This window comes from Bacillus sp. OTU2372 (assembly GCF_038440275.1).
GTDB lineage: Bacteria > Bacillota > Bacilli > Bacillales > Cytobacillaceae > Neobacillus > Neobacillus bataviensis_B.
This window is the reverse complement of the sequence record NZ_JASATK010000006.1, coordinates 88,565-103,523: the sequence shown is the minus strand read 5'-3', so window position 1 is coordinate 103,523 and position 14,959 is coordinate 88,565. Positions and strand designations below refer to the sequence as shown.

Sequence of the window (14,959 nt, the reverse complement as noted above, 5' to 3'; positions counted from 1 at the left end):
ATGGTTCTTCCTGCTATATCAAAGAATTGACTCTTTTTCACTGTATGAATTGGCAGCATGGTTTCGAAATCTGCCTGGAGTATATCCTGTCTTTTGTTTGAATTGTCGGCAAAAGTGCTCTACATTGTTATAACCACAGCGAAATGCGATTTCAGCAATTGTATAGGAACCATGCGTCAAATATTCTTTGGCTAGCCGGATTCGGCTGATAATGACGTCATCCATGCAGGAGATACCAAAGGTATTTTTATAGAGTGCCTGCAAATAGCCAGGACTAAGGTGCAAATGTTCCGACATTTTAGAAACCGTCCAATTATTACCGGGGTTATGGTAAATTTCTGTCCGAAGATTGATAAGGTTGTAATATTGTGGGGTAATCTCAGTCTGAAAGTAAGATTCCAAAAGCTTATTAAACAGAATTCTTAACAAATAGTCTGTTGATGATTCTCTAAAATCTTTATTAAAAGAGTGTTCTGTAACAAGTAATTGAAATAACTTGTGGCAATATTCCGGATCGGCTATTGAAAAAGGTAAACCACGTGGAAGCACTGTTTCGGTAACAAAAGGTTCATTTGTATCAAAACGTATCCAGTCATTTACATATTTTTCAGCACAAGCTCTATAGTAAATTTTCTGATGTGGTTGATATAATATGGCACTATGCTTAGGATATTCCTTTAATTTGCCATTAACCCAGAAAAGAGCGGGAGTGTGAGTTACGACAAGAAGCCAGCAGTCATGACCTTTAGGAATATCAAAAACAAAACTATTTGTGTGTGTAGCCTCAGTTTCTACATAGTAAATATTTGTCATAGTACCCTCCTAATCTTCATGTTGTCATAAAACGCATTAGCTCCTAAGAGTTCCCATATAGAATCATAGAATATAACAATTATATTATGTATCATTTTTCTGAAAAATCCAAGAAATTAATTTACTAAAAGAAGTGATGAATGTATTTCACTACTATTAATAAAAATCAGTAGAAAAACAATCATTGAGAGGATGAAGAATATGAGCCAGAAGGCAAAAATGGTACTTGAAAAAGACTTTAAAATTTCTGAGATTGATAACCGTATATACGGTTCTTTTATTGAACATCTGGGGAGAGCCGTTTACGGCGGGATCTACGACCCAGGTCATCCCCAAGCAGATGAAAATGGTTTCCGCCAAGATGTGTTGGAAATGGTAAAAGAGCTCCAAGTCCCTATCGTTCGTTATCCGGGTGGAAACTTTGTTTCCGGTTACAACTGGGAGGATGGCGTAGGACCGGTTGAAAAGCGCCCGCGCAGGCTTGATTTAGCTTGGCGCACTACAGAAACCAATGAATTTGGTACAAATGAATTCATGAAATGGGCAAAATCGGTGAATGCTGAAGTAAACATGGCAGTTAACTTGGGAACACGCGGGATTGATGCTGCAAGAAACCTTGTAGAATATTGCAACCATCAGGGCGGTTCTTATTATAGTGACTTACGGGTTTCTCACGGGTTTAAAGAGCCGCATAAAATAAAAACATGGTGTTTGGGAAATGAAATGGATGGTCCTTGGCAAATCGGCCATAAAACGGCAGAAGAATATGGGAGAATTGCTTTGGAAGCAGCCAAGGTCATGAAGTGGGTTGACCCAACCATTGAACTTGTTGCCTGCGGGAGCTCCGGCAGAGGCATGCCAACGTTTGCAGATTGGGAAGCAACTGTTTTGGATCATACCTATGATCATGTTGAATTTATTTCGCTGCATCAATATTACGGCAATCGTGATAATGACATCTCCAACTATTTGGCAATGACCCTCGAAATGGATGACTTTATCCGTTCAGTCATATCCATAGCTGACTACATTAAAGCGAAAAAACGAGGAAAGAAGAATATCAATCTTTCTTTTGATGAATGGAATGTTTGGTACCACAGTAATGATGCGGATAAGAAAATTGAACCTTGGAGCATTGCACCTCCGCAATTGGAAGATCATTATAATTTTGAGGATGCCCTATTGGTTGGATGTATGCTGATCACGTTATTAAAGCATGCTGACCGCATAAAAATTGCTTGTCTTGCTCAATTGATAAATGTGATTGCACCTATTATGACGGAGGAAAATGGTCCAGCTTGGAAGCAGACAATTTTCTATCCATATATGCACGCATCGGTATTTGGACGAGGCGTTTCCCTGAATCCGATTATTTCAAGTCCAAAATACGATAGCAAGGATTTTACCGATGTACCTTATTTAGAATCAGCAGCTGTATATAATGAAGAAAATGAACAGTTAACGATTTTTGCGGTCAACCGCCATTTAACGGAAGGTTTGGAACTAGAGTGCGATATTCGTAATTTTGAGGGATATGAGGTTGTGGAGCATATCGTGCTTGAAAACGATGAATTAAAACAGACCAATTCAGCTAAAGGCACTCCGGTATCACCACATTCTAATGGTAATGCTGCGATTGAAAATGGTTTGGTCTCAGCTTTATTGCCCAAATTATCCTGGAATGTAATCCGGTTAGCAAAACGTAGATAAATTTGAACCGATTTCTAGTAAGAGGAAGACTTTAAATCTGAATTTAATGGGGAAAAGCAATCTTTCTTTATTCTCTCCATAAAAAGGTGATCATTCTGAAGTCATTATGGTTTTATGATGAATTGAAAAAACGTAAACAAGATGGTGAAGTATTCAATTTCCGTAAGATTTCCCAAAAGCAGCTCATGGAACTGTTCTGGATTCAGGGGTGGTCGGATCGAATGATTGCCGAAATTTACGATTGTTCTGTTTCTGAGGTGGTTCACAAGAGAAATCGTTTAAATATTACCTCTAAAAATATACCTGTACAGTTATCGGACAGACCGAGAATTTCGCATCAAGTTGAAAGAGTGCGCCAACTTTTCCACCAAAAGGAACCAATGCATCAGGAGAATTAGATGGTAACGATAAGAAAGAAAAAGCAAAAACAAAATCCTGATTTCTTTCAAAATCTTATGTTTTGGGGCAGACCTACAAGTAAAAAACTTTCGCTGTTAAAGTAACCTTTTTTTTAAGATAGAAGGAGTTGAATGAAGATGAAGCAAGGATTGAATCCGTATCTTCCATCATGGGAATATATTCCTGATGGAGAACCATATGTTTTTAATGATCGAGTGTATGTGTATGGCTCTCATGATCGTTTTAACGGGCATGTCTTTTGCATAAACGATTATGTGTGCTGGTCGGCCCCTGTGGATAATTTAGGGGATTGGCGGTATGAAGGCGTTATTTACAAAAAAACAGATGATCCACTCAATCCCGATGGCAGAATGTGTCTTTATGCACCGGACGTCACAGTAGGTACGGATGGTCGGTATTATCTCTATTATGTGCTTGACAAAGTCCCTGTTGTGTCGGTAGCCGTCTGTGATTCGCCGGCAGGCCAATACGAATTTTACGGATATGTGCATTTTTCAGATGGAACACGTTTGGGGGAAAGAGAGGGCGGCCAGCCTCAATTCGACCCAGGGGTCCTGACCGAAGGAAACAAAACCTATTTGTACACTGGCTTTTGTGCAGCAGGTGACAAATCAAGAAAAGGTGCCATGGCGACGGTAATTGGTCCGGATATGCTTACAATTATGGAAGAACCAGTTTTTATTGCACCAAGTGAACCCTACAGCAAAGGCAGTGGGTACGAAGGACATGAGTTTTTTGAAGCACCGTCCATAAGGAAAAAAGGAGATACTTATTATTTTATTTACTCCTCTATAGTCATGCATGAGCTTTGCTATGCCACTAGCAAGCATCCGACAGAAGGCTTTGTCTACCAGGGAGTCATCATAAGTAATGCCGACCTTCATATCGATACTTACAAACCAGCAGACAAGCCTATGTATTATGGTCACAATAACCACGGCAGCATTGTTGAAATTAATGGGAAATGGTACATCTTTTACCACAGGCATACCAACGGAACAGTTTACAGCCGACAAGGCTGTGTTGAACCGATTGATTTTAGGGAGGATGGCACAATACCCCAAGTAGAGATTACATCGTGCGGGCCCAATGGAGGACCACTAGTGGGACGCGGAGAATATCCAGCTTATGTGGCTTGCAATCTATTCCATAAGGATGAGGAATTGTATTCGGGTTCTCTCGGGGCATGGATGGATGGACGATTTCCGAAAATTACACAGGATGGAAAAGATGGTGATGAAGAAATCGGATACATTGCTAATATGAGGGATTCTGCTACAGCCGGTTTTAAATATTTCCAATGCGACGGAATTCGAAAAGTCAAAATCAAGGTGCGAGGGTATGCCAAAGGGTCTTTTGAAGTCAAAACATCATGGAACGGTCCGGCCCTCGGAAAAATACCGGTTGTGTTTACAAACATATGGACAGATTATTCTGCGGATATCAACATTCCGGACGGCATACAGGCATTGTATTTTACTTATACGGGGATTGGTAACGCAAGTCTCGCTTCTTTTACTTTGGAATAAAAATTACTTACATTACCTTTTGGTCATTCTGTAGGTTATTTAACGAGCTGCTTAAATTTATGAGCGGCTTCTTTTTGTAAGTTTAGTATAACATGTTTGTATGTTTCCATTGTAATTCCGTATACAGACTGAAATGTTTCATTGCAAGAAAAATGATATCATCTTTTTTTGAAGGTCAATTTGCATTAAAAACCATTATTGTAATTGAGAATGATGATAATAACAAAAATACCAAGGCCGTTAGAAGTAGATATACAATGGAAGGATTATAGAAGTATATGAGTAAAACTAATTTAACTAATCCCATTATATGGGCAGATGTCCCGGATCCTGATGTGATAAGAGTCGGGACAGTTTATTATATGATAAGTACGAGCATGCATACTATGCCAGGATGCCCAATTATGAAGTCGATGAATTTAGTAGATTGGGAGATTATCGGATATGTATTTGATATTTTGGAAGACAATGGCCCCCATAATTTGAAGGATGGAAAAGGAATTTACGGGAAAGGTTCGTGGGCTGCAAGTTTGCGTTATCATAATGAAACTCTCTATGTTTCTTTTTCAAGTAACGATATGAACAGGTTTTATATCTATCAAACAAAGGAAATAGAAAATGGACAATGGGCACGTTCAACTTTTGAAGGAGTATATCACGATCCGGCATTGCTTTTTGATGAAAAAAGGGTATTTGTGATTTATGGCAATGGTGACATTCACATAACAGAATTGACAGAAGATGCAACAGCAATAAAACCGGGAGGCATCCATCAATTATTGCTGGTAACCGATAAAGAAGATATTGGTTTGCGATGTGAAGGATGCCACGCGTATAAGATAGACGGGCAATATTATTTATTATTTATCGAATGGCCAAAAGTGGGAAACAAGCGCAGAAGGCAAATATGTTACCGCGCAAGCCAGCTTTTGGGTAAGTATGAGCGTAAAGTGATTTTTGATGATGACATAGATTACCATAATCATGGAATTGCACAAGGAGCGATTTTTGATACGCCGGAACATGAGTGGTATGCCATGTTGTTTCAAGATCATGATGCCGTTGGCAGAATTCCCTATATACTGCCTGTCACTTGGAAGGACGGATGGCCCATGGTGGGAATTGACGGTAAGGCGCCAAAAGAATTGGAATTAAACTTGCCTGTTTCTTCTAAGAAGCCGTTGGTGATCAGTGATGAGTTTGACTATACAGAAAATAAATTGGCATTGAATTGGCAGTGGAATCATAATCCGGATAATGAGCTATGGTCATTCACGAAACGGCCAGGCTATCTGCGTTTGGAAACCGGCTATTTAACTAACAGCATTTTGTATGCACGTAATACATTGACACAAAGAACGGAAGGACCCGACTGTGCAGGAATAACAATGATGGATATTTCAAACATGAAGCCTGGTGACTATGCAGGATTGGTCGCTCTCCAGAATAACTTTGGGACTGTTGGGATTAAGGCAGAAGTAAACGGAGACAAATACGTCTCAATGTGTGTAAATCGTGGTGATGGCAGTGAAGAAGTAGTTGAAAAAACTCCATTTTCTAGCAATCAGATTTATTTGAAAATTGAGTTTAATTTTGAGGATAGTGTGGATCTAGCGGAATTTTTCTATTCTGAAGACGGGGATAACTGGAGTAAAATTGGCCGCCCATTAAACATGAAGTATACATTAGATCATTTCATGGGTTACCGGATTGGCTTATTTAATTATGCTGCTGTGCAAATTGGCGGATATGTAGATATTGCTTATTTCCATTATCAAAGAGGCCGTTGAACTACTCGTTGGGATCTAGCGTAGAAAAATAGTGATTAATTGCGTTATGAAACCTATTTAACTTCATTTAATGAAGACAAATGTTTTACCATTTTGGGATTCGGATATACCTTATAATTTTTTATGTCCTACATGGTGATTGTGATTATGATTACTCATTGAATCCAATTACACTCTTGTCATACTGTTAATGTGACACTTGGGGATATCATAAATACAATCTCGATAATTCAGAATATTTATAAAAAAATATGTTGACTCATTTTTATGATTAGAGTAATATTTTAACTAGATTTAAATCATATTATAAAACACAGTTTTATAATGTAAAATAAATGGTCTTTTTTATCAATAAGATATTATTAAAGAGATTCAAAGCTTGAAATGTGGTAATCTACGTCTAGAAACCCAACAAAAAAGGATTGATTTTAAATGCCAATAATTCAAGCAGTTGAAAGAGCACTGACGATTTTAGACTTATTTGATGAACATTCGACAGAATTAAAAATAACCGAAATTAGTGAGCGTATGCACCTAAATAAAAGTACTGTTCATTCATTATTGAAAACGCTTAAAAAGAATGGTTATATTGATCAGGATGGAGAGAGTGGAAAATACAAGCTTGGCATGAAGTTACTTGAAAGAGGTAATTTTGTCATAACCAACTTAGATGTTCGGAACATCGCAAAAAAATACTTACTTGATTTATCGAAAAAAACAGGTCACACCCTTCACCTCGTCATTTTAGAGGGAAAAGAAGGTCTATATATAGATAAAGTAGAGGGAACTTCAGCAAATGTTTTATATTCTCGGATTGGAAGGAGGGTGCCGATACATACCAGTGCAGTAGGGAAGCTTCTTGTCGCTTTAAGTTCCCAAGAAGAGATTGATAAAATGATGGATGGCTATGTATTTGATCAAAGGACACCTAGAACAATTACAAATAAAACTAATTTTTTAAATGAATTGGCTGAAATAAAAATAAATGGATTTGCTATGGATCGAGAAGAGAATGAGCCTGGTATTTGCTGTCTCGCATTTCCGATTCGTAATCATACAGGCAATGCTATAGCTGCTTTTAGTGTTTCGATGCCTACTCCTCGGTTAAATGATGAGGAAATGGAACGAATTATACCATTGATGATCCAAACTGGCGAAGAAATATCCCAAAAAATGGGTTATGTTTAAAAACTCCTTATTTTAAATAATGGAGTTTTTATATGAATACATTATAAAACTGAGTTTTATAATGTAAAACTAATTAGAGGTGATTGGATGCGTATTATACGATTCTTGGAAGAAAACGGTTTATCGAGATTAGCTGCTATTACGGATGAGAATTTACTTTACGAATTGCCATTTGAAAACATCCTTGAACTAAGGCAGGAAGCACAACAAAGAAAAGTATCGATGGTTGAAATCATTCAGCAAGCTATCCAAGATACTTTGCCTAAGAAGGAAGAGTTAGAACAGCTTAAATTACTCGTACCAATTGAAGCACAAGAGGTTTGGGCTGCTGGGGTCACTTATCTAAGAAGCAGGGAAGAAAGGAACTATGAAGCTACCGGTGGGAAACATATCGAGCCAACCATCTATGATAAAGTTTATGAGGCAAAAAGGCCAGAGATTTTCTTTAAATCTACTAAAGATAGAACAAGAGGAACGGGCGATTCCCTCTGTTTAAGAACTGATTCAAACTGGCAGGTTCCCGAACCTGAATTAGCCCTTGTCCTAGATGAGAATGGGCAGATTTTTGGGTTCACAATTGGAAATGATTTGAGCTGCCGGGATATTGAGGGAGAAAATCCACTCTACTTACCTCAAGCTAAAATATGGAAAAATTCATGTTCGATTGGTCCTGCTATTCGTTTGGCAGAAACAGTTGAAGATTATTATAGCTTCCAGATTACCTGTCGTATCTATCGGAATCAGGAAAAAGTATTTGAAGAAACGGCCAATACCCGTGACTTGCGAAGAACATATGAAGAACTATGCTCCTATCTAGTAAAAGATAATATTGTGTTTAATGGGACTGTACTTTTAACAGGAACAAGCATTGTTCCCCCAGAAAATTATACTTTACAAGACGGTGATCTTATTGAAATAGAAATTCCGGGTATAGGTACATTGGTTAATCCGGTAAAAAAACAAGCAGTAAAACTAGTTGAAACAATTTAGTTGAAAAGATATGAAAAGAAGGGAAAGGGTAGCTATGACAGTTCAAACTGAAGTAAAAACGTATGGGAATTTTATAGGCGGAGAATGGGTGCCAGCATCTACCAATTTGGTTGAAAAGAGTTATAGTCCGGCACACCGCAATGAAATAATTGGGTACTATCAAAGTTCATCTGCAAGTGATGTAGATAAAGCTGTTGCTGCTGCTCAAAATGCAACTGCAACATGGCGGAATCTATCTGGTACACAAAGAGGAGACTTACTTTTTAAAATTGCTGATATCATGGAAAAGCGCCTGGATGAAATTGCTGAAACACTTACAAGAGAAATGGGAAAAACCTTTCCAGAAGCAAAGGGGGAAACTTTACGTGGTATAGCTATTCTAAGGTATTATGCTGGGGAAGGGTTACGGAAAACCGGTGATGTCATTCCAGCATCTGATAGCAAGGCGTTAATGTATACAACTCGTGTTCCCTTAGGTGTTGTGGGAATTATTACACCATGGAATTTTCCAGTTGCGATTCCCTTGTGGAAAATGGCACCGGCTTTAATTTATGGAAATACAGTTGTGATTAAGCCTGCACAGGAGGCTTCCGTCACTTGTGCTAAAGTAATCGAATGTATGGAGCAAGCCGGCTTGCCTGCAGGGGTAGTCAATATGGTGACGGGGAAAGGTTCAGTAGTTGGACAGCGCATCATTGATCATCCTCAAATAAACGGAATCTCCTTTACAGGTTCCAATTCTACCGGTAAAAGAGTGGCATTTGGGGCAATTGAACGGGGCGCAAAATATCAATTGGAAATGGGCGGGAAAAATCCAATTATCATTGCAGATGATGCCGACCTTGAGGAGGCAGTGGAAGCGACTATAAGCGGGGGACTAAGATCCACGGGTCAAAAATGTACCGCAACTAGCCGAGTCATTGTACAAGAAGGAATATATGAAGAATTCAAAAAAAGATTAGTTGATAGAACAAGAGAATTAAAGGTTGGCGATGGCCTTGAGGAAGGGACCTGGATGGGACCATGTGTGAATGAATCACAGTTAAACACTGTACTTTCCTATATTGAAAAAGGAAAAGAAGAAGGCGCAACCGTTCTAGTTGGGGGTAACAGGCCTTCAGAAATTGAATTGCAGGATGGGTATTTTGTAGAGCCGACCATTTTTGATGATGTTAAATCAGACATGACCATTGGTCAAGAAGAAATTTTTGGTCCGGTGTTAGCCTTAATAAAAGTTAAAACCATTGAGGAAGCAATCGAATTGGCAAATGACATTCCATATGGCTTAAGTGCATCAATATTCACGAAAAACATTGGGAATGCATTTCAATTTATCGAGGCAAGTGAGGCAGGGCTTGTCCGAGTAAATTATGAAACAGCAGGAGTTGAATTACAAGCACCATTTGGCGGTATGAAAGCATCCAGTTCCGGCGCACGAGAACAAGGAACTGCTGCAATTGAGTTTTACACCTCCATTAAAACGGTATTTGTTAAGCCTTAATAGCAAACGGATTATGAAAGGGGACTGTATGTAGATGGAGAGTATCCACATCGTATGGTTTCCTTTTATAAATTTATAGTTAGTTAGATAAAGGGTTCTAGTGTATTAAAAAAAATTGTTACGGAGCAGGAGGCATTATATATGTCCAGAGATGTAGATGATAAAAAGCCAAGAATAAACAATCCAATTAACCCTTATAGGGAAAATGTTCAAGGAAAGGCAAATGAACCGATTACAGTAGCAGGACTATTGGATAGGGCCAAAAAGGTTTTAGGAGACTCTTATCAAGGCCCAAACTCGGATTGGACATTAGGGGAAATATATAACCGTTTAGAAGAGAATGCACCTCGTATCGCGATCATTGGTGGTTCCGCCGACCATCCTGCCCATATACTAGATTTAGAAACAGTATCCCGGGCAGCATTAAAAATATGGGAAGAAGGCGGTATTCCATTTTATTTTAGTACACCTGTAATGTGTGACGGTACAGCCCAAAGTAATATGGGGATGTCCTATTCACTGCAAAGCCGTAATGCCATTGCTGAAATTGTCGTGAATCAAATGGAAGCGCATTCCTATCATGGGGCATTTGTTATCCAAGGTTGTGATAAGCAGCCTTTAGGTGTATTAAGTGGTTTAGCTTTATTGGATCGTGTCCGGCGCTACCGTGGTGAAGCACCAGTATTTGCAACGTTTGCACCTTCTCACGTTTTAAAGGGAGGGGAAATTCCGCAGGATTTACAAGTAGAATTAAAAGAAATTGCTGAAAGAGCATCATTTATGGGTGAACAGAATATTGCCGATGATCTTAACGATGCATTAAGTTTTATCTTACAATGTACATCGAATACACAATTTCAAGGAGTTCTTGCGCGAGCTGTTGAAAAAGGGATCATTACCGACGAGCAGCATAAGAATTATGAAAAGAGGCTTGCCATTAATACATGTGACTCAGCAGGGGGAATTTGTGCCTTTCATGGTACGGGAAATAGTTCAAGAGATTTGATGGCAGGTTTTGGGCTAGTTCATCCCAAACTGGAATTGTTAACAGAACCACCTACTTCCGATCAGCTAAAGCCAGCCATTGAATCCTTATTTATGATAGCGAATCGCCCAGAATGCAGTGTGGGTGAGTTGGTCGGTGCTAATATTGCAAATGCCATCCGGATTCATAGCTCTGGCGGCGGTTCCACCAACTTAATGATGCACATTGTTGGGGCAATGGTCTATGCGGGATATGACTTTAGTCTTTGGGATATTGAGAAAATTCATCAATCCTATCCTATACCAGATTTATTTCATTACAGCCTTACAGAAGGCAGGGATATTTTCGTACTAGCAGAGCAGTGCTGCTCTGGTCAGATTAGGGGAATGGAAACTCTTTTTTATGAATTAATTCGGAATGGAGTTCCGATGGATGTGGATGCCTTAACTGTCACTGGCCAAACTTGGAAGGAAAGGCTGAGTAATACGGAAGGACTAAGTGCAGATGGGGTTAAGAACAATCCAATCATCCAAAGTAAGCCTCTAAGAAAGTTCAGTGGAGTCGATGTGTTACGGGGGAACTTTTTTGAAAGTGCTGTTGTCAAAATTAGTGGGATGACTACCTATCAATTAGATCAATTTGATGATAAAGTTTCGTTTGTCCTTTATTTTGAAAATGAAGAAGAGGCAAATAACCAGTTATTAAATGACCAATTATTGGATGAGTTAAGAGACCAGCAAGCATTTTCGCAAGAGCACTTGCTGCAAATGTGGAAACATAATCATCCAGAAAGTTTTGGAGAAGCAGGTGCCTTATCTTATCATCAATTATTTAATCGAATGGTAAAAGATCAAAGTTTGAAGCTTACCATAATTATCGCTGGTCAAGGCCCTGAGGCATTTGGAATGCCCGAGATGTTCAACCCCATGCAGCATATTAATGCAAATCGCCAACTCAAACGTATAGCTACTCTTATTAGTGATGGTCGATATTCTGGAGTTACTTATGGGGCAGCAATTGGCCATATGACTCCTGAAGCCTATAATGGTGGAGGGGTGTTATTCCTTAAACAAGGGGACTTATTACACTTACGTTTCCGCTCAAAACGAATTGAATTACTGGATGCTGAAAGTTTTACAAATGGTGAAATGAAACCATACTTAGGGGACCTCCAGTTCGATAGGGGTACACTTGGAGAACAAAGGAAAGAAACGATGAAGAAGAGACAAAGAACGATAGCAGCATCTAACCGTCTCGTCGGTTGTACAAGTGCAGTTGAAGGAGTTGTTCCTCTAGCAGTTAAGATGGATGCGGTCATTCCATTTTCTCCTAAAATAGCTATTAGTAAGAATTAAACTTTTTCCTTTGAAATGATCATCAGTAAAATCAGTTTTTTATTAACTTCTATTAGTGAGACTGTTACTTTATTTAACAGTCTCTTTGTCTTCCAATTCAAATTGAATGACCATTTAAAAAAGGAAATAAAATGCGTGCATCTTTTTATAATCATATAAAAATAAATAACAAAATTTTTTTTCATTACTGCTTTTATTGATTTTTTTATCATAGGTCTCATCACATATCATTACTTTTTACTTCTTTGTATGAAAAGCAATTTTAGTGGAAAAGAGGTAATATTAAAATCGGAATTTATATTACTAAAGATTTTGATTTCAAGGGGTTCTTTATGTCTAATAAATATGGGGTATATGGCTTTCGTTTCTTAGATACTCTAAATAGTTCCTTCTACCAGCTATTTGCTGTTGGTTATCAGAATATAACTGACTCTTCGTATGATTGGGATGGTTTAAAACGAAAAGACGGCCCGCTTCTTTTGTTCCAATATACTATTTCAGGATTTGGAAATATTGAGATAGATGGTGAGGTTCATCGGGTGGATGCAGGATCGGCGTTTATGGTAGAAATCCCAAGTAATCACCGATATTATTTACCAGAAAACAGTGAAAACTGGGAATTTTATTTTATTTTGTTAAGACCTATAAATATACAAAAAGAATGGACAGAACTTATCAAGTTAATCGGCAAGGTTCCCAAAATTCCAGAGGATAGTCCGCCTATTATTTTTTTGAAAAGCACCTTTTTCGCCGCCAGCAAGAATCAGATAGCCGATGGCTTTCGTGCTTCTTCTATTGTTTATCAATTTATTATGGAGCTGTTCCGGTATAGTACAGCCTATAAAAAGGAAAAAGAAATCTGGCCTGAAAAAGTAGTCCAAGCTGTCCGTTTTTTAGAGGAGGATTACGTTTCCCTGCAGAGTCTTGAAGAACTGGCAAATAGAGTAGAACTATCCAAATATCATTTTACCCGTCTTTTTAAAAAGACAACTGGACTGTCACCTATGGAATATTTAACAAAAGTCCGGATGGAAAGGGCGGTCAAGCTCCTTCGTAATACGAATTTAACGATAGAAGAGATTGCAAGAAAGATTGGATATTCCAATGGCAGTTACTTCATTAAGGTATTCCGTGAGTGGATTGGTTTTTCCCCTGGGGAGTTTCGCCTAGGCAAAGATCTGGCTTACTTAAATGAGCTCAGGTTTGATTGAAGTGATGAAACGAAGCAATATTTTACAATAGAGGGCAAAATATTATCGTAGATGTAGCTGTCGCAATTCCTTATTATTAGTTTAAAGAGCAATAAATTAATAGGAAGGGAATGGGAAAATGAGACATCACACATTTGCAAAAACTCCTCCATTAGGCTGGAACAGCTGGGATTGTTATGGAGCCGCGGTAAGGGAAGAGGAAGTAAAGGGAAATGCTGATTATATGGCAGAGTTTCTAAAACCATATGGTTGGGAATATGTCGTTGTTGATATTCAATGGTATGAACCAGGCGCAATTTCCTCCGTTTATCGTCCATTTGTTCCGCTGGAAATGGATGAATATTCACGGCTAATCCCAGCTGCCAATCGGTTTCCTTCTGCCGCGGATGGTAATGGTTTTAAAGCGTTGGCCGAATATGTACATAACTTTGGATTAAAATTTGGAATTCATATTATGAGAGGAATTCCGCGTCAGGCTGTTCATGCTAATACACCGATACTAGGGACCAAGGCTAGAGCTAGAGATATTGCTCATCCAAATTCGATTTGTCCATGGAATACCGATATGTATGGGGTAGATGCCGGAAAAGTTGGGGCACAAGAATATTATAATTCCTTGTTTCAAATGTATGCTGAATGGGGTGTGGATTTTGTAAAAGTGGATGATATCGCTGCATCACGGCTGTATGACACCCATTTAGATGAAATCAGATTGATTCGTAAGGCAATTGAAAACTGTGGGAGAGATATGGTGCTTAGCCTGTCCCCAGGCCCAGCTCCATTGGAGTATGCGGAAGAACTAAAAGCAAATGCCAATATGTGGAGAATGACGGATGATTTCTGGGATCACTGGAATCTCTTATATGGCATGTTTGAGCGATGTGAAAAGTGGAACGAATATACGGGGGCAGGCCATTGGCCAGACTGTGACATGCTTCCATTAGGGCATATTGGCATCCGTTCCGTTGATGGAGGCGGTGCAGACCGCTGGACCCGATTCACAAAAGACGAACAAGTTACGATGATGACCCTTTGGTCTATTTTCCGTTCACCGCTTATGTTTGGCGGAGAGCTAAGGGATAATGATGGATGGACACTTTCATTGCTTACAAATAAGGAAGTACTTGAATTAAATCAGAATAGCCACAGCAATCGCCTAGTTTACCGTAAGGACAATAAAATCGTCTGGACGGCAAAGGATCAGGAGAATAATACTTATGCAGCATTGTTTAATGCAACAGATGAAACAGCTGAAGTTGAGGTTACATTAGAACAACTGGGGCTTTCCGCAAAAAAAAGAGCTAGAAATTTGTGGAACCAGGAAGAGCTTGGAGAGATTACAGATGGAATTAAACAAATGCTGCCACCGCACGGCTCCCTATTAATAAAGTTATTTTAAAAATAGGCTCTTTTAAACGACATTGTTGTTTTTTATACTCTGTTGATTGGAGCGGAAATCAACAACCA

The 14,959-nt window shown here is 38.8% G+C and carries 10 protein-coding genes; 9 read left to right on the top strand and 1 reads right to left on the bottom strand.

Annotated features, from left to right (window positions below; genetic code table 11):
- Nucleotides 1-18 precede the first annotated feature (18 nt).
- Nucleotides 19-813 (bottom strand): AraC family transcriptional regulator, encoded by a 795-nt coding sequence (locus AAHB15_RS12425; RefSeq protein ID WP_335572494.1) that lies wholly within the window; start codon nt 811-813, stop codon nt 19-21.
- 201 nt (nt 814-1,014) lie between these two features.
- On the opposite strand from AAHB15_RS12425, the gene arfA reads away from it, so the two are divergent.
- The 9 genes from arfA to AAHB15_RS12380 all read left to right on the top strand — a co-directional run bounded on the left by arfA (nt 1,015) and on the right by AAHB15_RS12380 (nt 14,891).
- Entirely contained in the window at nt 1,015-2,523 is a 1,509-nt protein-coding gene (gene arfA / locus AAHB15_RS12420; protein ID WP_335572495.1) for an arabinosylfuranosidase ArfA, read from the top strand.
- A gap of 530 nt (nt 2,524-3,053) precedes the next feature.
- Entirely contained in the window at nt 3,054-4,472 is a 1,419-nt protein-coding gene (locus AAHB15_RS12415; RefSeq protein WP_335572497.1) for a family 43 glycosylhydrolase, read from the top strand.
- Between the two features lie 278 nt (nt 4,473-4,750).
- Complete coding sequence (locus AAHB15_RS12410; protein ID WP_335572498.1) at nt 4,751-6,262, top strand: glycoside hydrolase family 43 protein; 1,512 nt, start codon at nt 4,751-4,753, stop codon at nt 6,260-6,262.
- Between the two features lie 432 nt (nt 6,263-6,694).
- Nucleotides 6,695-7,450 carry an IclR family transcriptional regulator gene (locus AAHB15_RS12405; RefSeq protein WP_335572499.1) on the top strand — a complete coding sequence of 252 codons (756 nt, stop codon included), beginning with the start codon at nt 6,695-6,697 and terminating at the stop codon, nt 7,448-7,450.
- Between the two features lie 87 nt (nt 7,451-7,537).
- Entirely contained in the window at nt 7,538-8,440 is a 903-nt protein-coding gene (locus tag AAHB15_RS12400) for a fumarylacetoacetate hydrolase family protein (RefSeq protein ID WP_335572500.1), read from the top strand.
- Nucleotides 8,441-8,474: 34 nt separating this feature from the next.
- Entirely contained in the window at nt 8,475-9,941 is a 1,467-nt protein-coding gene (gucD, locus tag AAHB15_RS12395) for an alpha-ketoglutaric semialdehyde dehydrogenase GucD (protein ID WP_335572501.1), read from the top strand.
- Between the two features lie 141 nt (nt 9,942-10,082).
- Nucleotides 10,083-12,281, top strand: a complete 2,199-nt coding sequence (locus tag AAHB15_RS12390) for a dihydroxy-acid dehydratase domain-containing protein (protein WP_335572502.1) — start codon at nt 10,083-10,085, stop codon at nt 12,279-12,281.
- Nucleotides 12,282-12,613: 332 nt separating this feature from the next.
- Nucleotides 12,614-13,492, top strand: a complete 879-nt coding sequence (locus AAHB15_RS12385; protein WP_342042477.1) for an AraC family transcriptional regulator — start codon at nt 12,614-12,616, stop codon at nt 13,490-13,492.
- Between the two features lie 118 nt (nt 13,493-13,610).
- Nucleotides 13,611-14,891: a glycoside hydrolase family 27 protein gene (locus tag AAHB15_RS12380; protein ID WP_342042476.1), complete on the top strand. Its 1,281-nt coding sequence runs from the start codon at nt 13,611-13,613 to the stop codon at nt 14,889-14,891.
- Nucleotides 14,892-14,959 lie beyond the last annotated feature (68 nt).

Coding starts and splice junctions, on each gene's coding strand:
- AAHB15_RS12390 (WP_335572502.1), top strand. CDS start 10,083: ATGTCCAGAGATGTAGATGATAAAAAGCCAAGAATAAACAATCCAATT.
- AAHB15_RS12410 (WP_335572498.1), top strand. CDS start 4,751: ATGAGTAAAACTAATTTAACTAATCCCATTATATGGGCAGATGTCCCG.
- AAHB15_RS12385 (WP_342042477.1), top strand. CDS start 12,614: ATGTCTAATAAATATGGGGTATATGGCTTTCGTTTCTTAGATACTCTA.
- gucD (WP_335572501.1), top strand. CDS start 8,475: ATGACAGTTCAAACTGAAGTAAAAACGTATGGGAATTTTATAGGCGGA.
- AAHB15_RS12415 (WP_335572497.1), top strand. CDS start 3,054: ATGAAGATGAAGCAAGGATTGAATCCGTATCTTCCATCATGGGAATAT.
- AAHB15_RS12380 (WP_342042476.1), top strand. CDS start 13,611: ATGAGACATCACACATTTGCAAAAACTCCTCCATTAGGCTGGAACAGC.
- AAHB15_RS12405 (WP_335572499.1), top strand. CDS start 6,695: ATGCCAATAATTCAAGCAGTTGAAAGAGCACTGACGATTTTAGACTTA.
- arfA (WP_335572495.1), top strand. CDS start 1,015: ATGAGCCAGAAGGCAAAAATGGTACTTGAAAAAGACTTTAAAATTTCT.
- AAHB15_RS12425 (WP_335572494.1), bottom strand. CDS start 813: ATGACAAATATTTACTATGTAGAAACTGAGGCTACACACACAAATAGT.
- AAHB15_RS12400 (WP_335572500.1), top strand. CDS start 7,538: ATGCGTATTATACGATTCTTGGAAGAAAACGGTTTATCGAGATTAGCT.